Genomic DNA, 19,427 nt, shown 5'->3' with positions numbered 1-19,427 from the left:
CGGCGGCGGCGGGACCGCAGGAACGGCAGGTTTCCGGGTCCTCGGCGTCGCGGACGACCAGGGGCCCTCGGCAGAGTGCGCACTCGGGGATTCGGACCGGTCTGGCCCCTGTGACCGTCTCGCTCGCCCGGTCGACGACCCTGATCAGCCAGGGAAGCGGGGAGATCACCGAAGACCACGGCACGGCGCCGACCGGCTCCCTGCGGCGCGCGAACTCCCACGCCGACTCGAGAGCTTTGAGGACCACGGCGCCATGGACCTCAGGGGATGTGCTGTAGTCGGCGAATGTTGCGACAATGTGCTGAGCGAGGAGGTTGAGCTGTCGCTCGGTCAGCCGGTCCACCAGTTGCCTCGGCAGGCGCCCAAGAGCCGATGACGCGGCTTGCTGTCCCCATCGCCTCTGCTCGCCGGTCATCGACTGGATCATCTTCTGGTCGGCTTGCCATCTGCCGTGCCCTGTCGGGCCTGCTCCGCACCCCGTGGCTCCCGCCGCGCGTCCTCGCGCGTGGGGGCGCACGGTTTCCGGCTCGCGGGACGAACAACCACCCTGGACGGCCGGCATGTTCAGCACGTCATGTTGGGGGGATCGTGTTTCTGTCACCGGATCGGGGGGGCTCAGTGTCACCGGTTCGGGGGAGTCGGTTGTCACCGAACCGGGGGCCTCCCGGCACACGCCGAGCGAGGCGCCGAGAGGGGAATCCGGTCCGGAGTCGAAGACCTCGACACCGCCGCCTGCGGGCCCGTCCGCGGATCGCAGCGCGGGAACGGGCCGGCTCGGGAGAGACTCGCTCTGCCCGCTCGGTACGCGGACGGGCACGGGATGGACGACGTATCTGTACCCCCTCTTCTCGCCCTGTCTTCTGCTCACCCAGCCCTGGACCAGGAGTTCGGCCACCGCGTCGCGGGCCGTGTCCTCCTTTATCTGGCACTCGCGTGCGATTCGCGCGACGGGAGTCGATTCGGTGAACCGCTGCCGCAGGGAGAGCAACGCATAAACCTTGAACCGAGTACCGGCCAGATGCGCCCGAGCATACGAGCCGACGCACACGGCCAGCTCATCGTCGGCCAGTGGGCGAACACGCCGGTTCATGGTTCGGGTGGCGGGATTTCGACACGCGCGAACCAGATTCTTGGCCTTTGCCTTGGCGATTAGGCGGTTCACACCCCCCCGGGACAGCCCCAGCTGTCTCCCGATCGTCTCGTCAGCGGCGAAGCACAATCCTGACTTCCAGCCGTAGTCCTGCACCAACGTCACGACCCGGATCAGGTCGCCGGTCAAGTCCTTGTCACTGAGCCACGCCGCTGGGAACCGGGTAGCGGGCAGGCGAGCTTGCTCGGTCGCACGCGCCTGCCCGTGAACAGGCCCGGGAACCCCGGCCGGTTCCGTGTGCACGGCGTCCGAGTATCGCGGACTCACAGAGCACCGCCGAAAGCCCGACGCTCACTCACTTCCCTGCCCGGCCCGGCCAGCCACCCAGCGACACCTGGATTGGTCGAGGAGCGATGCGCCGGCCGTCCCAAAGTCGTCGAGGCGACTTTTCCCGCGGTCGGCTCCATTTGAGCGGTGATCACTCGTGCTCGACGGCCTGTTTGGGGAGGTCCTTGGAGCTTTCGCTCATTGAGGACTCTGCGCCCTCCTCCTAGACGGATGGAGCGACGACCCAGGACACGGGCAGGGGCTGGCTGGCAGATTTTGATTCGGTGATGCAAAATGGCATTGCCTACTTACGGACGTGAGGAGGCAACGGCCCGTCAGGACACAGGTTCTCGCAGGATCCCAGGTGTGCAGATGGGCCGAAGCAGCGGTGGATTCCGTCGTCTACTTGGACATGTGCTCAGTGACGGTGGAAGCAAAGCGTTCAGACGCCGAGGCATGTGCTTGACGCAAAGACGGTGAAGGTCCGGTGGTGCGGACCGAGCCGTCTCGTTGCTGCTAGGTCATGTCAAGACCTCCCCGTAGGGGTGCAGGGTGGTTGAAGAAGTCCGAACGAACAATGAGAAGCGATCATGAACGGTCGCTTCTGCCAGACGCGGTTTCGCCTCCAGATGCCTGAGGGGTGATCTGGAACAGCGATGTCGCGCCGACTACCCCTGGAGCCGTCCGGACCTGCCAGAGTCCGGGCGGCTGATCCATGACTGGGCCATGGCTTGACCAAGAGTACCCGGTCCATAACAGAGTGTGAATACTTCTCGTATACGACTCATCGTCGGGGCTCACTGCACCTGCTTGCGGGAAGGTTCGTTCGAGTCGGCCGACGGACGGCTCGAACGCTCCTGTTCCCGTCGCCGGGGAAGGTTTCGGGCGGGACTGTCGAAACCCACGGTCAGCCGAAGATTCCGCGGTCGCGATGGGATGCCGCCGTCCCCGATCGTCCACGGGCCGACACGGAGGCCGCCAGTTGCTCACCGAATGGACGGCAGCTGCGTCGATCGCCACCACGGCTCATGCCGACGACCATGGCGCGGCATCGAACAGTCCTGTCATTGGTCACCCGAATGAGACACACAACTGACCTGCCACTCAGACGACCTGAGCTTCGGTCAATCGGCCGACCGAACGACACGGGTCGCAACGGGTGCGTTCGCCCGAAGCCTGGCCACCTGCGGCTCCGCGCACCGGCGCGCCATGTTGGGGAGAATCGCAGAGTATCCGGCACTCTTCGCGGCCACCACGCCTGGAAAGTGGGGAAGCCGAGCGAGCGGAGATGGTAGCGCCTGCTTCGACCGCTCCCCTCCAAGGCCAGCCGCAGGACCGCTGCACGCCCGGACGAGGAGCTCGGTGACCTGAGTAAAAGCTCTGAGCGCGGGCAGCACGAGCATATTTCAGGACACCCGGATGCCGCACATTTCTCGGTGATTAGACCATCGTTGTCGGGGCATGAGTCCAACAGCCAAGCCGCCTGTTCCATTGTTGCTGGAACGAGACAGGATCTGCAGTGCCGGCGATAACTGGCTATTCGTTCCAGGCCGGAGGAATGCCGTGGGTGATCTGGAAAATGGTTATCTCGTAAAGAATGGCGAACGCGTAGCGCTGACGCATTGCTCACGCCAGCTGGCCGAACTCTTCCGCGTCCTGCGCCGGCTCGAGTTTGAATTCTCGATGCGACTCTATCGATCAGAGAAAGGCTGATGGAGACCGCCGGCCGAGATCCACGATGATGCGAACCGGAGGGCTGCTTTGTACGAGTCAACGGACACCGCTTTCAACCCCTACTACGCAGCTGGATTCTTCCCCGATGACGGAGTGATACACAACCACGCCTTCTGGCCGCCCGCCGGGCAGCTGCCCGCCGACCTGTCCTATCCCTCTTATCCGTCTTATCCGGTCGTCGATGGCTGGGCCGATCCAGGCCCGCAGTCGTACCCTGCGGATGCGGAAGCACTCGACGGGGAAGTCGGCCTGCAGGCCATGGGCTTCCGCCCCCAGTTGATCGCCCACCGCCGGGAGCGTCACGAACGCCTGGCACGCCGTCGGTCCGACATCGTGGGATCCGTCATCGGATTCCTGACCGCAACGATCGTCACTGTGGTGTGCATCCTCGGATGGATGATTTCCTATCACCCTCTGCAGGACGTGGCCCTTTCCCAGCTGCCGAGGGGTCTGTCCCAGTACTGGCCGGTCGTCGTCTACGGGCCGTGGATGACCGCTTCCCTCTCCGTTCTGCGGGCCGCTCTGGGAGGACACAAGGTGGCGAATTCCTGGACGGTCATCCTGGTGTTCGCAGGTATCGCCAGTCTCCTGTGCATCGTCGACTCGCCCAGCACAATGCCTGAGGCCGTGATCGCGGGCCTTCCGCCGGTGACAGCTGTGGTGTCCTTGCAGCAGATGGTGCGCCACCTGCTCGTAACCCGACAAATGCGCCTGGAGGATCCTCGACAGAAACCCTCACACCGGGCATCTCGCTAGCGCGTCGACATCACAGGAGAATCGACCGGGAGGGGGCTGGCCGCTGCCTCTGCCCCTGGCCCTGCGACTGGGGGCGTCTTGTCATCGCTGGAGTGGCCGATCGCCGCAATGCCGGTGGTGAGACATGCCACCCCAGATGCTCAGCTTGTCATCGGGTGATCACTACGCATGGCGACGACCGGGCAGAAAACTCCCGCACCTCGGGAGTTGCTGCGGAAACAAACATTGCGTGCACCGCCCTTGCCGCGCGGGGAATTTCCTACCAGAACCATTTATGCGGGAGGCCTCGATGGCCGCCCCCCTTGCAATGCCGGTGTCCGCCACCGCCGACCTCGACCTTTCCGGTGGCCATCCGTGCTACGCGCCTGCTCGTCGGGATTCCTGGGCTAGACCGCGGCGTTGGTCAATTCCCTGGCGCTGACCGTCGCGTATGGAATCCTGGTACATCTCAGGTTCAGCGACGCCTCGGCGGCGCCCACTGCCGTCCCGCCATGCTGACCGTCTTTCCGGGCCGGAAGGCGTCGACCTGCAGCTGAGCCCGGCAGCACCGGAAGGCTCTGGTGCGGCGATCGACTGTTTCGCGTCGACAAACTGCCGTCGATCCACTGCCCGCGCGCGACCTCGCGGTCGGTGGCGATCACTGCTCCTTCTGTCTCCGCCCCCAACATTGCCTCTCCTAGGCAATGGACTTCGCAGGCGATCAGCATCTTAACGAGACGGGTCCCAACAAGTTGGCCCAATAGAGTGAACCTTCCCCCTTTCGGGTGATCTCACGTTTGACGTGGGTAGCTAGGGAAGGGCGTGCTAAGGGCTGCAGACCGTAGCCACGCCCCGGCACCGAATCCATTCGGGGCCGGTGACCATGCTCTCGACCACGAAAGGAACGACGCTGATGATCCTCGGTCTGCTCGGCAACCTCCTCGCCGTCCTCGGCTGGCTGCTCTAACGGTTGTGTGACCCACCCGGCGGCGAGCCGGCCCCGATCACCCGCTCGGTGATGGGGCCGGACTCACCAACCACGATGACCGGTGCCTCCTACGGCCGGCACCGGACCCGGCGACAACTGGCATCTCCTACTCCGACCCTCCATTGAGGCACACCCTGGCATCTCGAGCTTCTTGAGCTGCTCACCGACGATGTGGGACGCCAGCGGTACGGACAGAACCGCCGGCCAGAGGCCAGTCCGCTTACCCTCGGAGAGCACCCGTCGGAAGGCTCCGGTGGATCCCCGCAGGTTCCGGCCGTTTGCCCTCAACTCGTCTGCAGCGCACTTGACTTCGCCCTCGACGACCGCGTGTGTCCAGCCAGCGGCTCTGTCTCGTCATCGGTAGTGGCGCTGCATGGTGGTCGGCGCAGGAGGATGCGGTGACGGAGGAGGTCGAAGCCCGCGCGGCCGTGCATCTGCCGCATGATCCGCTTTGGTTCGTGTGTTGACACCCCGGTGCGGCCGTTGTGGCACGGGAGGGTGAGACCGGCGTCGAGGGCGGCGCGGTCGAGTTCGAGGCCGTTAGCGAAGGAGTGCAGGCGGGGCAGGTCGGCAGCGCGAACCGTGGCGATCGAGTCGGTAAGCCTGGCGCCGTTGCCCTCCGCCGAGGTCAATAGCCTTGGCGAACTCGCCAGTGAGGCAGACGAGTTCGGCCACCTCGGGGCAGGCTTCGGTGAGTTCCCGCAGCAGCGCGGCGTCCTCGTCGCGCAGGTTCACGGGGCGGGTGAGCACGAGGCGGGCCGAACGCTGCGGTGCGGTGACCGGCTTGCCGCCCTCGGCGTGGCCCTGGGTGATGTGGCGGTAGGGCAGGTCGAGGCTCGCGGTGTAGCCCAACTCCTTGATCTCCCGGAAGAGCTGGAGGACGGGGACGGCCGGGTCTGTACCTGTGCCAGGCCCGGATCGCCGCCGACATCGGCCACACCGCCGAAGGCGCGGCCCACCTCGTCTTCGGACTGCTGTGCCTGGCCGCTGTCCTTCCTCGCCGGCCTCCAGGTCAAGAGGCCCCAGGGCGCCGTCCCCGTCACCGTCATGTACCAGCAGACCAAGAGGGTGCTGGCCCAGGTCCGCCGGACCATGGAGCAGGACGTGCACGGCGAGCTCGCTCGCGCCGGCCACCGCGCGGAGCCGCGCACCGCCACGGCCGCCTGCTCCTGGCGGTGGACGTCTCGCCGCGACCTGCCCGGACCGCTCGTTCTGCCACACCTACGGCGGTGGCGACGCCAAGCATCAGACGATCCCCGGCCGGCCGTACTCGGTCCTCGCCGCGCTGGAGACCGGCCGCACGTCCTGGACCGCGAGCGTGAACGGTGAGACGGGTTCGGCCTGGAGGTGCTGGTCGCAGGTGTCGGAAATGAACGACGAAAGTGCCCCCCTCCCCCCGGCTGGACGACCGGAGGCTTCGACGAGCCTCGTCAGCCGACTGGGAGGGCACTGTCGCGCTACTGCTCATCATTCGGACGCAGTCTCAGGCGAGCCAGGCCGGTTCAGTTGAAGACGACGACGTCCGTACGCATCGGGAGCGGGCTGCCCCACGCGATGTCGACCTTGAAGGTCACGACTCCGTTGCCGGGGGCGATGCTCGACACCTGGAAAGCCGCGTCACCCACGAACCGGTTGCCATTGGCGTCGATCTCGGACGCCGTGATGACGACGGTCGAGTCCACCCCGATGACGTTCCAGGGAATCCGGAGGTTCCACGTCCCGTTCCCCGGGCCCCACGTCCACCAGCCCCGCCACACGGAGCCGACGTTGCCGCCGATCTCCGCGAGGCGCCCTTCGCGGCCGGCAGGCTCCGAGGCGACCGTGATCTCCGGCGCCTGCGTGGCGGATACGTTGGCTATGGCCACAGCCGCTCTCCTTGCTCCGGGAGAACCCCCACAGGCTCCCCTGACACCCTGAGTGTCCGTTGGTTCACGAACCGTCACAATCACTCGTTCGAGTGAAACATTGCCAGGCGGCGACCGCCGGCCGCGCCGCCGCCGAACCGCACGAGTGAGCCGAAGCCAGCCCACCGAGAATGAGCCGGGTGACCGGCACCCAGCCACTCCCCCGCGGCCTCACCGCCCTGATCCCCAGCCCCCGCACCGGCCACGCCCGGCCGAACGGGGCGCCGCCGAACGGGGCGCCCCACCGCTGGAAAGCGAGGACCCGGTCACCCGCGAAGCGGACGCAACTGTCCACTCCCCCCTGCTGGCCGTCGTCGAGCAGGCCGCGCCCGACCGGTAGCCGCCCCGATGACCCAGCCCTGTCCCAACACCCCGCAAAGCACTCCCACCAGGTGAAGTGGGGTGGGACAGGCCCAGAGCCGTCCCACCAACGCCCCAGCAGAACACCTGAAACGGACACCCGGAGGCACGGCTGGGACAGGGCTGAGACGGCTCTGTCCCAGCCCGGCGAATCGTGTTCTGTCGCAACGAGGTTTGATCAGTCTCAGCGGAGTCCGACGGACGGGGGCGCCCTCAGGATTCGTTGCGGATTCCCACGTTCTCTGCGTCTTGGTCGCGTAGGGCGGCGCAAGGCACGTGGGAACGATGTCGACCCTGACGGCCGGGGCCCTGTCGGCTCAGGAGTCCTGGACGAACGGCTTGCCCTGGGCGCCGTCCTCGGGCACGAAGGCGAACACCCTCGGCGACGCGCCGAGGGTGAGGTGGAACGGCACCCGACTCCGCGTCCTGCAGCGTCCGCGGCAGCAGGCTGTACGCCATGTCGACGTGCGTCCGCGCCACCGCCAGGTGCGCAGCCCAGCGACGGTGAAAGGAGCCAAGAGGGTGGTCGAGTACGTCGTCGGCGGTGTTGAGTTCTTCGACAGCCGTCATGGCCAGCGGGTACGACGGAGGCTGGACGCCCGAGGGGAATGACCCGCTGTTGACGGCGATGAGCGCGCGAAGCTCGACAACCCGCGCCCGGAGAGCCTCACGCAGTTCCCGGGCGCCGCTCTCGAACGCCCGCCCCCGCCGCCATCCGGAAGGCGGCGGGGGCGGCGGTGTCCCGGTGGGCACGGTCACGCGCGAGCGGCGCCGGCGCCGGCCCCCTCATCGAGGGGGATGATGCGGCTCTCGGCTGTGCCGATGAGCGGGGTCTCGGAGTACACGTCGAGTTGCCCGGTCATGGGCCCGATCCCGATCCGGTGCAGGGTGGTGATGCCGACGGTGCTCACCGTCGCGCTGTGCCCGTTCAGGTTGACCGACGGCACCAGCACGGAGAACGACGTCGATCCGCGGTCGATCGATGTCTCGATCGTCACGCTCACCACACGGCCGAGCGGGCTTTCGACCACGCTCACTTCCTTACCCCGGAACGTGTGGGACCTCGTCGAGTCGGCGTACTCGAAGGAGCTCAGGCCGCCCACTCCGAGCGGCATCCAGACGACATGGAGCGGGGCGTGGTGCCCGTGGGAGGAGTGGAACTGGTAGTAGTCCGGCTCGGTCACGGCTTCTCCGTCTCGGTTGGCGATCCCCCCACCTGGCGCCCCAGCCTCCGTCGGGTCCGCCGCTGACCCCTTGCAGGCACGCACGTTTGGACCAAATGTGCGACACGGGCTCGTCCGAAGGCAGGCAACAGGCCGGACGGCGGATTGGCACCAAAACTGGGCACCAAACATTGGGGTCTCGGAGTCGTATTCGCTGCCCTTTCGAACGACGTCGTGGAACTGCTCCTTGCGGACGGGTCCTGACCGGCCTGCCCCTGCGGTGCCCGGCGCAGTGGACGTTGTGAGCCGGTGCGGGGCTGCCGTGAGGTGCCGGGCCAGACGCCCAGCGCGAGCGTGGAGGGAAGTGCCCGTACCCGGCGGGCGGTGGCCGCCGTGGTGCACGTCTTCTCCGCACCCGCCGCAACCGGTGGGCCACGGATTTCGACGTGATCAGCCGGCTCAACACGAGCCACTGACCTCGGATGAGGGGGCGGCGGGACGGTGATCTCCTCCCACCGACCTCGCGTCGACGAGCCGGAACGCCTGCATGCCGCTCACGGTGGTGCCATCGGGATTCCGCCCGAAGGCGGCCGCGAGAACGACGGGGAGATCGGCTTCGGGGACAGCGGCGCGCAACTCCGCGAGGACATCGGGAAAGTCGGCGTCATCGATGGCGCCCAGGTACTCCTGGCGCAAGCGGTGGATGACCTCGACCAGCTCGGGCCGCAGCCGCATCCAGGCACGGGACGTCCGGATCTCATCCGCAACCTGGTCCATGAACCAGCGCAGGACCTCGTACGGGATGTCCAGGTGCCGTCCTTGGGGATCGAAGCACACCGTCGGCTCGCGCGCCGGGTTCTCGTCGGGGACGACCGCGGTCACAATGGCCCGTTGCTCCCGGACGAGTTCAAGTTCCAGGTGCCAGGCGTCGTCGGCCACGGAGTACATCGCGGTGATCGCGTAGTCGCGGCTCGGGTGCGTGACCATCGTCCTCAGGCCTTCCCGTCCATCGTCGGCGATGTGGTACGGACCTCGGCGTCCGGTGCCAGCCGCGGGCCGGCCATGGCGAGGAAGTCGGCGATGGTCACATCCTCGTGCAAGTGGGCCTCGACAGCGCCCAGGTCCTGATCGTGGGCGATGACGAGGTCGTCGTCGAGACCGAGCAGGCGGACGCTGCCGCCCGGGAACTGAAGCGTGAGACCAGCCGCGAATCCGACCTGGCCGTTGTGGTAGTCGATCTCCCGAACCGATCGGATCGGCTGTCCGATGAACCGGGTTACCGGGACATCCGGCGGATCGTCGGCCACGGAAACGCTGCCGTGCTCCGCCATCGAGTACGGTCCGTGCGGCTGATCGGCCCGCAGAGACAGGCCGGTCGAGGGTGTGTGGAACAGGACGGGGCCCAGCCCCTCCAGGTGAAGCCACAGGTGTACCAGCGATGGCTCGTCGTCAGCGTGGTGATGCCAAGCCGTGGTCACCTTCAGCAGTCGTCTCCCGATCAGCTCGGCGGCGAGCTGCTCCTCATCGTCGATCACCCGCCGATGCTCGCACGACCTCACCATCGGGACACCCCGATTCCCGGCTGGCTGCCATCCCGAACTCGACGTCTGTCTGCTGCGGAACTCGCTCCGGCCGCCCGACCGGCGCGTGCCGGACGACGTCCTGCGCCAGCAGCACCGGCTCGCCGTCGAAGCCCTCCCCGGCCTGGCCGCTGAGGGGTTCGACGAGGTGCGCCTCTACCCGCGGTGAGCCGCTCCGGGCGCTGACGCCGCACACCGCGCCGCCACCGAAGCCAAGGCCCTCGACCGCAGCGCCGGCAGCGTGACCAGCGCACCCCACTGCCGTGCACCACCGCTGCAGTGCAAGCACCACTCCCCCGGGCACCTGCGGCCTCCCGTGGCCAACGCGGATGCCGTCCGGGGCCGAGATCCAGCGGCTGGAGAGCTCCCGCAGCGCCGGCTCTTGTGCTCGTGCATGCCCGCGGGGGGTGAGAGCCCGGAAGTGCCTGTGTGGGAGAGTACGGCGCGATCAAGAATCCTGGGGGTGGATCAGTGCGCACACGTCACTGCGCGGTGGCTGGGGTTGTTCTGGCAGTTCTCGGCGTGTCGGACTGCTCGGCCGACCCGCAGGCCCGGCCGGGGACAGTCGCAGCCTCCAGCCGGGTGCCTCTGGAGCGACTGCGGGACGGCTTGCTGACCCGGGACCAGCTCCCCCTGGGTTTCCGGCTCCTCACGGAGGAAGTCAACTCCACGACGACCGGTGCTCCGCACACCCCGTCGGCCGTCCCCATCGCGTCGATGCCGTGCTCCGAACTGGGTGTCGAGTCCTTCATGACGACTCACGCCCTACCTGCGGAGGACGTGGCGGTGGGGGTGGAACGGACGCGGGTCGGCAACGACGACCTCGGCTGGTTCGGCCAGGAGTCGCTCGACCGATACGCACCCGGACAGGCGGCCGCGGTCATGGCCGCCATCCGCGGCGTCGCCCAGAACTGCGCCTCCTACACCAACACACTCGCGGACGGTACGCGGCTCCAGGAGACCGCGTCCGTCACGGCGGCCGAGGTGTCGGCCGACGACAGCCTGCTGCTCCACACCACGTCGACATTCCCCGGCGACCCGGAACCGTTCGTCGGCGAAACCGCTTTCGTCCGTATGGGCGATGTGATCCTCATGGTGCAGCAGGTCTCCGACCAGAAACCGTCGCCGAGCTCGGAGAAGGTCCTCGCCGCCGCAGTGAAGGCGTACCGTTCCGCCGGCGGCTGACGCCGCGCACCTCAGTCCTCCATGCCCGGGGCGCCCGGAGCGGAAACCAGTGGGAGAGGTCCGGCTCGATATGGAGATCGTTCTTGAGCATGCTGGAGATCTCGATCAACACCGGGTCGGCCGGCACGCACGAGCGCACGACCGTGCCGTAGGAGCGGGCGATCGGCACCGGCTCCGGGTTACGGACCGCGATCCTGGCGACGTGCTCGACCGTGACGGTCTTCTCGTCGTCGGTCAGGCAGTAGGTCGGAACCCCACCCAGCGTGCGGAAGGTCGCGTCCAGGAGGGCCGCCAGCGTCGGCAGGGTCTTGTCGAACACCGGGATGACCACGCGGCATCGGGACCAGGCCGGCCACGCGCACCACAGACTGGTGCGTCGTCCGCCGAGACGTGGGACCTGTCGGATCGCGGGGACGCATTGCCGCGTCCCCGCCCACTCAGAACCGGGCGAGCGGGTTTCCCCGCACCGCGGCTCAAGTCCTGGGCCGGCGACTGGTCGGTAATTCCATATGGTTGGCCTACTGAATGATGATCGAATACTCTCCGGCCCGACGCGGTGGGGGGATTCCACGCGTTGCCGCGGAGATTGCGGCTATTTCGGACTTTTGAGGTTGAGTTGAGACTTCGGCACGCAATTCTGACTGCCTCCCTTATCGCGTCCCCGCTCGCGCTGTCCCTGCCGGCCCAGGCGGCGGGGCAGGACAAGGACCACTCCATCGCGGTCGACGGCTTCGCCTCGGTGGAGGCCGGCGGTGGCTGGTCCGAGGGCACCGTGACGGTCAAGAACGACGCGGACGCGCCCTACAGCGGCCAGCACCTCGTGCTGTACTTCGGCTCCGAGATGCTCGGCGTGGACCAGGTCGCCGCCGAGTACGCGGACGGCACCTCCGGTGCCTGACAGCCGGTGAAGCTGGTGGACCAGGACCTCGGTGCCAAGCCCGCCGGCCACCAGGGCGTCGCGACCGACCTGACCGGCGCCGGGATCGACGTCCAGCCGCACGCCTCGCACACTTTCAAGCTGCGGTTCAAGCTGGTGCAGTCCACGCACGAGGGCCCGTACCAGGACGTCGAACTCCAGGCCTTCCTGGCTCCCGCCATGGGCGCGAACGGCCAGGCCAAGGACTTCACGGCCCGGGCCGTCGGGAAGAACGTGAAGACAACGGGCCTCACCACGGCCACCACCGCGGCGGCGGCCAAGCCGGCCGCCGCCCGCAGCGGCGCCGAGCTCGCCGAAACCGGCTCCAACGGAGTCGGCCTGACCGCCGGCATCGCCGGTGCCCTCCTCGCCGCCGGCGGCGCCGCCGTCGTGCTGACCCGCCGTCGTACCCGCGGCAACTGAGTCGGACAGCGCTTTCCGAGGTCGTCGGCCTCGGAAAGCGGCTCCCGTCCGCTTTCCCGGCGTCGTTGGTGAAACCCTTGCAAAGGGGGATCGCCCGGCCCGTTGGCATCCGTTCGGTAAGGCGGACCGGGCCTCGCCCCCGCCGACCACTACACGTCACACCCTGCCCACGCACTCGACCTGATCGAGCCCGGCAACTGAGAACGCTCAAGCCCTGGGTACCGTGGCTCCCCCACACAGCCTGACCCTCAGCCTGTAACCCCGAGGCTCGCGACGTGCACCGTTGCGCCGCGGGCCCCGGGTGTTGTCGTGCTACCGCTGCTCGCCGCCTGCAGGGGGCCGAACGAGGAGCAGACCCGCGCTGTAGGCGCGGGCCCGGCCGACGCCGTTGGCGAGGGCGTCGACGAAGGCGTGCGGGTCGGTGACGGTGAGGGCGCCCTTGATCTCCGCGCGGCCGATCTTGGTGCCCTGGTGCTTGGCCGCCAGGCCGAGCTTGGGCAGCATCCGGATCGCCATGGTGTCCGGGTCGCCGTCGGCGCCGATGCGGCGCACGCCGCCCGGGCCGACGCGGTCGGAGCTGTCGGGCTGGAGCCGGGCGGCGAACCACTCCTTGACGTAACGGGGGTGGTGTCGGAGAGCCTCGAACTCGCCGGCCCAGGCGACGCCCTCGTCCCGGTGGGCGTCGAGGTGCTCCGCCAGCTTGGCCTCGGCGTCCTCGGGGGCGAAGAGCAGGACCTTGGTGAGGTTGCGGATGCGCTCCTTGTCGCCGAACTTGAGGCCCGCGCCCTCCAGTACGGCCTTGGCGACGGGCAGGGCGTCTGCTCCTCCCAGCCCAGGCCGCGCAGCGTTTCTGCGGCCCCGACCCTCGGGGGAGCCGATGCGGCGCAGGGCGTCGCCCATGGAGCCGTAGCCGGCCTGGGGCACGCTCTTGCCGGCGGGGCCGTCCCGAAGTCCGCGAGGGGGCCGTTCCCGGGGCTGGTGCCACAGCTCATCAGCCCCGGCAACCCGGACGGGTTCGTCTACGCCCCCTACGCCCTGGCCGCCACCCACCGCCTGCTCGACGACCTCACTCGCGAGCCGGCCTGCCCAGCCTGCCAGGAGGCCTGCGGCGTCGGCCCGGACACCCGGATCGCGTGCCTGTCCACGCCGCGCGACAACGAACACCTCATCGAATCCGTCTACAGCCCCGGCCCGTTGCCGACGACCCCGCTGGGCTCCCCGCTCGCCGAGACCTGGGCCGTATGGCTCGCCGAACACGACAACCACGAGAACACCGCCCACCCCCGCGCCGTCCAGCCCTACCTCCTCGACGGCTCCCCCACCGACATCGACCGCCTCAAGACCGGATCGGCCGAGGGGCAGGGCGACGACGGCAACCCCGGCCTGGCCGCCCGGTCACGCCTCGCCGAGCCGACCACCGGCGTCATCGTCCTGTTCCGGCGGCAGACCGCCGGCACCGCGCGCCCTCGCGTCTACTACAGCTACGACCAGGGCGGCCTTCACGAGGCCGACTCCAGGCATTACAGAGTCCGGGACGACCGCCCCGCCCAGCAGCGAAACCGGCTGCTGAACACCGCCCCGATCCCGCGCAGTTGGTTCAGGCACCTCCCGCCCGTCGAGGAATGGGAGACCCCCAGCACCGTCCGCATCAACCGACGGCACGTCATCGCCCTCTCCCCCGACGGCGAATGTCTCAGGGGGCCCGTCGGGCGACTTCGCTACAGCCCGACCAGGGGGTTGCACCTCGTCCACCGGTCATGAGGCGATACGCTGCCCGTTCCTGCTCCCGGTGGACGCCGGGATGGGCCGGAGGTTCCGAGCTCTGAAGCGATACTCCCCGCGCCAGCGGGGGTCAGCCAGCCTCAAAGCGGGCCTGGATCAAGGTGTTCGATTCCTCTGCGCACCCATGCCGCCACTCTCCTCCCGACACCGGGTGCTGTCCGCTGAGGCTCTGGCGTCAAGACCTCCCCCTTCCCAACCGGAGCGCCTTCACCAAGTGCTGTGACCGGAAACGATCACCCGCATGAGTACTCGGTGCCCAACGCCTGGTCTGTGAACCATGATGAGGAGATGACTGCCAGCTCACGTGCTCATTCATTCAACTCGGCGGCCGTCCAGTACGAGGCGAGTCGCCCGTCGTATCCGCCCGCGCTTTTCGACGCCGTCGAGGAGTTCATGAACCGTTCGCTGGTGGGTGTCCGCGCCGCGGACATCGGTGCGGGCACTGGAATTGCGACCAGGCTCCTGTGTGAGCGGGGTGCCGACGTGATCGCCGTCGAGCCTGGTGACGCGATGGCGGTCGAGTTTCGTCGGGTGCTCCCGGATGTGCCGGTCGTCCGGGGTGACGGTAACGCCCTGCCGCTTGCCGATTTCTCGCGCGACCTCATCACGTACGCGCAGTCATGGCAGTGGACCGATACCAGCCGTTCGGTCCCTGAAGCGCTGCGCGTTCTGTGCTCGGGTGGCGCGCTGGCCATCTGGTGGAACACCACCGCCTTCGACGTGCCGTGGATCCGTGCCCAGCACGAGCGCATCGCGCACCACTGTGGAGTTCCCGCGCGTTCCGCGGTGCGTCCCGATGATGATGAGGCCATCCGGCTTGCGGGGCTGAGCGGATTGCGGGTCACGCGCCGACAGATCCGCTGGCAGCGCAAGGTCGCTCTCGACACACACCTCGCCAATATCGGCAGTCGCTCGGCGTTCCTCGTCCTCGGCCAGGCCGCGAACCGGGCCTTTCTTGCCGAGGAGCGCAGGCTCCTCAGGGAGGTTTTCCCTGCTGAGGTCGTGGAAGAGATCTACGTCGTTGATCTGCTGGTAGCCGCTCGTCCGTGATGTCTACCTGCCCGTCAGGCTGCTGGGGCGACGGCTCGACCGTCCCAGCGGATGCCGTTCTCACTGCGGATGCGGCGTGCTCGCGCGGTTGGGCGGCCAGCGCGTCGGGATGGCGGGTTCGTGTTCCGCCAGCGCGGGTAGCCGTGCAGGGCGCGCGTCTGGACGGTGTGGTTGCGGTGGTTGGGGTTGGCGACGGTGAACTGCCGCAGTGATCCGAAGTGCGCCTCGATCGGATTGGCCCAGGACGCAGAGGTCGGGGTGAAGCACAGCTTGACCTCGTTCTTCTTCGCCCAGCGGCGGATGTCGGCGCCCTTGTGGGCGGACGGGTTGTCCAGGATCACGTGGATCGGGGCGCCGTCCGGGCGGGCCGCGCGGATCGACTTCAGCGCGGCCAGGGTGTTCGCGACGCCCTTCTTGCGGCGGTTGACGCCCGACAGGCGATCACCGCCGATCGCGTAGCAGCCGTGGAGGTAGCGGACCCCGTGGGTGCGGCGGTAGGTCGCGGGATGCCGCTCGGGCCAGCCTTGCTCGGCCCAGCACGACCCGGCGGTGGGCCGGATGCCGAACGGCCCGAACTCGTCGAACGCGAATACACGGTCCGGGTAGCGCTCCAGCACCTCCCGGACGCGGTCCAGCTTGGCATCTGCTCGGGGTCGGGCGACTCCTTCCACATCTTGGTCCGCTGGAAGGTGACGCCGCGGCGGGCGAACAGGCACCGTAACGCCTCGCGGCCGATCCGGATGACACGGCCGTGCACTTTCCGCAGGTAGGCAGCGAGTTTGCGGATGGACCAGCGGGTGAAGGGCTGGCCGATCTTGGTCGGGCGGGTGGTGGCCGTCTGCACGACGAAGTCCTCGTCGTCAGGGCTGAGTCGGCCACGGACGTCTCCGGACATCCCCCCGCACGGGGGATGGAGACCTTCGGCCTCGACCGGAAGCCGCCGACACCCGACTGCCCGCACGCCGACCGAGCCCGAGGAATCGCCTGCGGACACGGCGCGAGGGCGTCCGACGTCGGTGTGTGAAGACAGAATTGGACACCCTCGCCACGGCACTCCACGTCAGGATCGACGACCAGCTGAAGACGGCGCCGCATCTGGCTCGGTGGCCCGGCGGTCGGGATCGCGCCCAAGCTCAGTGACGCCGAGCCGGTCATCGTCGCGGTGATGTCGACACTGCTCGGCTACACCTCGGAGCGGTGGTGGCTACGGCGCGCGACCCGGGACTCCCGCCACCTGTTCCCAACGCGCCCCAGGAGTCCGGGTGCAACAAGCGACTCCGAAACACGCTTGAGGTCACCTTGCCGATTCGCGTCAGTCAGTCATCGACATGGACGCGGTTTATTACCGGTCTATGAGGTCTTTTGTGTTCAAAGCCCGAGGCGTGACGCGAGGTGGGACCGCAGAATCGTGATTCCCGGCTACGAGCTCGACTCAGACTTGGACCGGACTCGGCACGCACTGTGCAACGAACCCCAGAACGGGCATGTCCACCTCGCCGACGAGGCGCGGCAGCTGATGCGGTCCTATCCCCCGGTCCAGCCGTTGCGATACTCGAAGCCGGTCTCCGTGCTGCCGCGGAACGCCAGCGCCTCACGGCCTATGCCAAGGGCGCCGAGCAGGATGTCGAGAGCCACTTCCACGTTGTCCGACGAGCGGCTCACCCAGACGGCCGTGTACGGGGAATGCCCGCCTTCGAACTCACTCAGGGCGAAGTCCGTCCCCTTGATGCGGAACATGGCAACGTTCACGTAGCCAAGGTCCTCCCAGGTCCGTTCGACGCTCAGGCGCAGTCGCGCGGCGAGCACGTCCAGCGGTGGTTGAAGCCCCGCGACGATGTGGAAGGAGCTGGCGGCGAACTCCCATGCGCTCTGCTGGAACGCGGGGTTGCGCTTGCCGCCCTGGTACTCCGGAGCCGTCTCCCAGTCCGGCTCAGGTCCTGGTACTTCGACGCCTCCTGCCATATCAGCCTCCCCCAGACATCAGCAGTGTGACTGGTACTCGTCTCGGCCGAAGGCCTCGACTCGGCAAGCACCGTCAGAAGCTTTGCCGGTTCGAACGCTAGCGGTCAAGGCGCATCAGACCAATGCCAACTCTCCAGCCTCGAGCGGTCCTGTCATAGGTTCAGGGGACGTCAGGCGGCACCCCATGGTCTCTCTCCCGTCCAAGTTCGGTGCCAGTCGCCAGCGCAGGAATTTTCCGCGGAAAATCGGTGAGCTGCGAGGCGGAGGTTGCCCGCGCCACCGGCCGCTGTCCGATCTGGTGTCTAGAGTGCGCAGGTGTGAGATCACCTGAAGAGCTGGACACGGTCGACTGGCCGTCACTGAGGCACGCCTACGGGAACGCCGACGACGTCCCGGGCTGGATACGCGACCTGTACTCGGGAGACCCCGAGCAGGCGCACAAGGCCATGTACGAGTTCTTCGGCAAAGCCCTGCATCAGGGCTCGGTGTCGTCGGCTGCAGTGGCGGCCGTCCCCTTTCTCGCGCACGCCGCGGTGCACGGCGTCCACGAGCGGGCGAGCGTGCTCGCGGCGCTGGCCGGTACCGGGGGTCCCGAGGCGGAGCCGGAGTTCGAGGACGAGGTACAGGGGTGCATGCGGGTGGCCGAGGAGGTGGCCGGGCTGCTGCACCTGCTGCGCGATGACGATCCGCAGATACGCCGGAACATGGTGCGCGTCGCCCGCCGGGCGACCGGTGCGACCGTACCGGCGGCGCTGCGCGAGCTGACGGCCTGTTTCGAGTCCGACTCCTCCCCTGCCGTACGGGCGGAGGCACTGACCGTGCTGACCCGGCTCGACCCCGACGCGCGAGCAGTCGACGGCCGTCTGCGCTCGGCGCTCACGGATCCGGTGCCGGCCGTGCGCGCGGCCGCCGCCGTCGACCTGCTGGAGCGGGCGAAGGCGCCGTACCCGGCCGAGGTGGTCGCCGTGCTGGCCGAGGCCGGTGGGGACCCCGAGTTCTCCGTCAACAGCGGTGAGTTCGCCCCCGGGATCGGGACCGTGGACAGCCGCCTGTGGGAGCTGGCCGAGGACGCCGACGCCCTCACCGCCGTGGCCCGCAGCTGGATCGCCCGGGGCGACCACCAGATCCGCGGTTCGCGCCGCGCCCAGCGGCTCTCCGAGGTCTGGCGCGACCGCGAGAACGAGACCATCGGCCTGCTCACTGCCGCCCTGGCGCACGACCACGCCCCCTGGGACCTGTTCACTCTCCTCGATGCCATCGCGAAGTGGCTGCCGGGCGCCTCCCAGCCCGACCCGGTGCTCGGCGACCGCCTCCTCCCCCACGCACGCACCGAGCGGCAGGCCCAGGAACTCCTCGGCCACCTCGGCGACCAGCGCCTGCTCACCGACATCCCCGATCCCCGGCCGGAGGCACTGGCCGCCCTCGCCGCCCGCACCCAGCACCCCGACCACCAGCGCCTCGCCCTGCGTCACCCTGACGGCTGCGGCCTCGACGAGCTCTACCCGGCCCTGTCCCCAGAGGTCGCCCGCACCCACCTGCCCGACCTCATCCACCTACTGCGCCGCCGCCCCACGCCGACGCTCCTGCGCTGCTTCGGCGACTGGGCCATCCACGACACCGGGCTCCTCGACGCCCTGGAGACTCTCGCGCGCACCGCCGATGACAACACCCTCGCCATCGCCGCAGCCGTGACCGCCGCCCGCCTCGGGACCGACCCGCACCCCGCCCTGCGCCTGCTGGAACAGCAGCTCTCCGACACCGGACGGCATTTGGAGGAGGCCGCCCGGCTGGGCCCGGCGGCCGCACCACTGCTGCCGCTGATCGAACGCCACCTCGACAACGGCACCACCCGGTACCGACTGCACGCCGCCCAGACCCACGTGAACATCACCGGCGACCCGTCCGTCGCGGCCCCGGTCCTGACCGCGCTCCTCGACCCCATGGGACCCGTGGGCGTTCACGCCCTCCAGGCACTCCGCCGGATCGAACCGCCCTACCCCCAGCACCTGCGACCGCAGCTCCTGCACTGGGCCACCAGCGAACGCCGCCTGATGAGCGAATACACCACCTGGGTATCCGGCCGGCGGCAGCACCTCGACGACCAGCTCCGCGAAACGGCGCGCCAGATGCTCACCTAATGGGATTCGACGGGCCGTGAGGGAGACTACGGCCCGTAGCCGCCAGCAGGTGAGCACTACTCTCACCGGAGCCGTTTGAGCTCTGTTGTC

15 protein-coding genes and 4 pseudogenes are annotated in these 19,427 nt (G+C 68.4%); 9 read left to right on the top strand and 10 right to left on the bottom strand.

Features of this window, described 5'->3' with window-relative positions; all coding sequences use genetic code 11:
• Positions 1-2,980 precede the first annotated feature (2,980 nt).
• Together ACH4E7_RS38560 and ACH4E7_RS38555 are read left to right on the top strand one after the other, a co-directional pair.
• Positions 2,981-3,130 (top strand): hypothetical protein, encoded by a 150-nt coding sequence (locus ACH4E7_RS38560; protein ID WP_396253856.1) that lies wholly within the window; start codon positions 2,981-2,983, stop codon positions 3,128-3,130.
• Between the two features lie 114 nt (positions 3,131-3,244).
• Positions 3,245-3,907, top strand: coding sequence for a DUF2637 domain-containing protein (locus ACH4E7_RS38555; RefSeq protein WP_396253855.1), 663 nt, complete (start codon positions 3,245-3,247; stop codon positions 3,905-3,907).
• 386 nt (positions 3,908-4,293) lie between these two features.
• Here ACH4E7_RS38555 and ACH4E7_RS38550 read toward each other — a convergent pair whose 3' ends face one another.
• Complete coding sequence (locus tag ACH4E7_RS38550) at positions 4,294-4,548, bottom strand: hypothetical protein (protein WP_396253854.1); 255 nt, start codon at positions 4,546-4,548, stop codon at positions 4,294-4,296.
• 712 nt (positions 4,549-5,260) lie between these two features.
• Positions 5,261-5,774, bottom strand: a pseudogene (locus ACH4E7_RS38545) (ISL3 family transposase); the annotation flags it as partial.
• Positions 5,775-5,977: 203 nt separating this feature from the next.
• Here ACH4E7_RS38545 and ACH4E7_RS38540 point away from each other — a divergent pair.
• Positions 5,978-6,189, top strand: a pseudogene (locus tag ACH4E7_RS38540) (transposase); the annotation flags it as partial.
• Positions 6,190-6,376: 187 nt separating this feature from the next.
• Here the strand turns inward: ACH4E7_RS38540 and ACH4E7_RS38535 are convergent.
• The 4 genes from ACH4E7_RS38535 to ACH4E7_RS38520 form a co-directional block, all read right to left on the bottom strand.
• Entirely contained in the window at positions 6,377-6,739 is a 363-nt protein-coding gene (locus ACH4E7_RS38535) for a hypothetical protein (protein ID WP_396253853.1), read from the bottom strand.
• A 1,154-nt stretch (positions 6,740-7,893) separates the two neighbouring features.
• Complete coding sequence (locus ACH4E7_RS38530) at positions 7,894-8,322, bottom strand: hypothetical protein (RefSeq protein ID WP_396253852.1); 429 nt, start codon at positions 8,320-8,322, stop codon at positions 7,894-7,896.
• 438 nt (positions 8,323-8,760) lie between these two features.
• Positions 8,761-9,288: a hypothetical protein gene (locus ACH4E7_RS38525; RefSeq protein ID WP_396253851.1), complete on the bottom strand. Its 528-nt coding sequence runs from the start codon at positions 9,286-9,288 to the stop codon at positions 8,761-8,763.
• A 5-nt stretch (positions 9,289-9,293) separates the two neighbouring features.
• Positions 9,294-9,836: a hypothetical protein gene (locus tag ACH4E7_RS38520; protein WP_396253850.1), complete on the bottom strand. Its 543-nt coding sequence runs from the start codon at positions 9,834-9,836 to the stop codon at positions 9,294-9,296.
• Between the two features lie 627 nt (positions 9,837-10,463).
• Here ACH4E7_RS38520 and ACH4E7_RS38515 point away from each other — a divergent pair.
• Complete coding sequence (locus tag ACH4E7_RS38515) at positions 10,464-11,066, top strand: hypothetical protein (protein WP_396253849.1); 603 nt, start codon at positions 10,464-10,466, stop codon at positions 11,064-11,066.
• Positions 11,067-11,178: 112 nt separating this feature from the next.
• On the opposite strand, the pseudogene ACH4E7_RS38510 reads toward ACH4E7_RS38515, so the two are convergent.
• A pseudogene (locus ACH4E7_RS38510) lies at positions 11,179-11,460 on the bottom strand (IS21 family transposase); the annotation flags it as partial.
• A gap of 222 nt (positions 11,461-11,682) precedes the next feature.
• Between ACH4E7_RS38510 and ACH4E7_RS38505 the strand changes: the two are divergent.
• A complete protein-coding gene (locus ACH4E7_RS38505) occupies positions 11,683-11,964 on the top strand; it encodes a hypothetical protein (protein ID WP_396253848.1) in 282 nt (93 codons plus the stop codon).
• Positions 11,965-11,970: 6 nt separating this feature from the next.
• Complete coding sequence (locus ACH4E7_RS38500; RefSeq protein WP_396253847.1) at positions 11,971-12,405, top strand: LPXTG cell wall anchor domain-containing protein; 435 nt, start codon at positions 11,971-11,973, stop codon at positions 12,403-12,405.
• 312 nt (positions 12,406-12,717) lie between these two features.
• Here ACH4E7_RS38500 and ACH4E7_RS38495 read toward each other — a convergent pair whose 3' ends face one another.
• Positions 12,718-13,329 (bottom strand): type I-E CRISPR-associated protein Cas6/Cse3/CasE, encoded by a 612-nt coding sequence (locus tag ACH4E7_RS38495; RefSeq protein ID WP_396253846.1) that lies wholly within the window; start codon positions 13,327-13,329, stop codon positions 12,718-12,720.
• Positions 13,330-13,383: 54 nt separating this feature from the next.
• Here ACH4E7_RS38495 and ACH4E7_RS38490 point away from each other — a divergent pair, with 54 nt between their 5' ends.
• Positions 13,384-14,166, top strand: a complete 783-nt coding sequence (locus tag ACH4E7_RS38490) for a hypothetical protein (RefSeq protein WP_396253845.1) — start codon at positions 13,384-13,386, stop codon at positions 14,164-14,166.
• 309 nt (positions 14,167-14,475) lie between these two features.
• Positions 14,476-15,237, top strand: a complete 762-nt coding sequence (locus tag ACH4E7_RS38485; protein WP_396253844.1) for a class I SAM-dependent methyltransferase — start codon at positions 14,476-14,478, stop codon at positions 15,235-15,237.
• A 14-nt stretch (positions 15,238-15,251) separates the two neighbouring features.
• Here ACH4E7_RS38485 and ACH4E7_RS38480 read toward each other — a convergent pair.
• Both ACH4E7_RS38480 and ACH4E7_RS38475 read right to left on the bottom strand, forming a co-directional pair.
• Positions 15,252-16,111, bottom strand: a pseudogene (locus ACH4E7_RS38480) (IS630 family transposase); the annotation flags it as partial.
• A gap of 650 nt (positions 16,112-16,761) precedes the next feature.
• The gene (locus ACH4E7_RS38475) at positions 16,762-17,199 is read right to left on the bottom strand and encodes a hypothetical protein (protein ID WP_396253843.1); all 438 of its coding nucleotides are present in this window, start codon (positions 17,197-17,199) and stop codon (positions 16,762-16,764) included.
• Positions 17,200-17,516: 317 nt separating this feature from the next.
• On the opposite strand from ACH4E7_RS38475, the gene ACH4E7_RS38470 reads away from it, so the two are divergent.
• Positions 17,517-19,337, top strand: coding sequence for a HEAT repeat domain-containing protein (locus tag ACH4E7_RS38470; protein ID WP_396253842.1), 1,821 nt, complete (start codon positions 17,517-17,519; stop codon positions 19,335-19,337).
• Positions 19,338-19,427: the final 90 nt, after the last annotated feature.

The sequence above is a fragment of the Kitasatospora sp. NPDC018058 genome, assembly GCF_044327205.1.
Lineage (GTDB): Bacteria > Actinomycetota > Actinomycetes > Streptomycetales > Streptomycetaceae > Kitasatospora.
The sequence above is the reverse complement of the archived record's forward strand: the minus strand, read 5'-3'. Positions and strand labels throughout refer to the sequence as shown.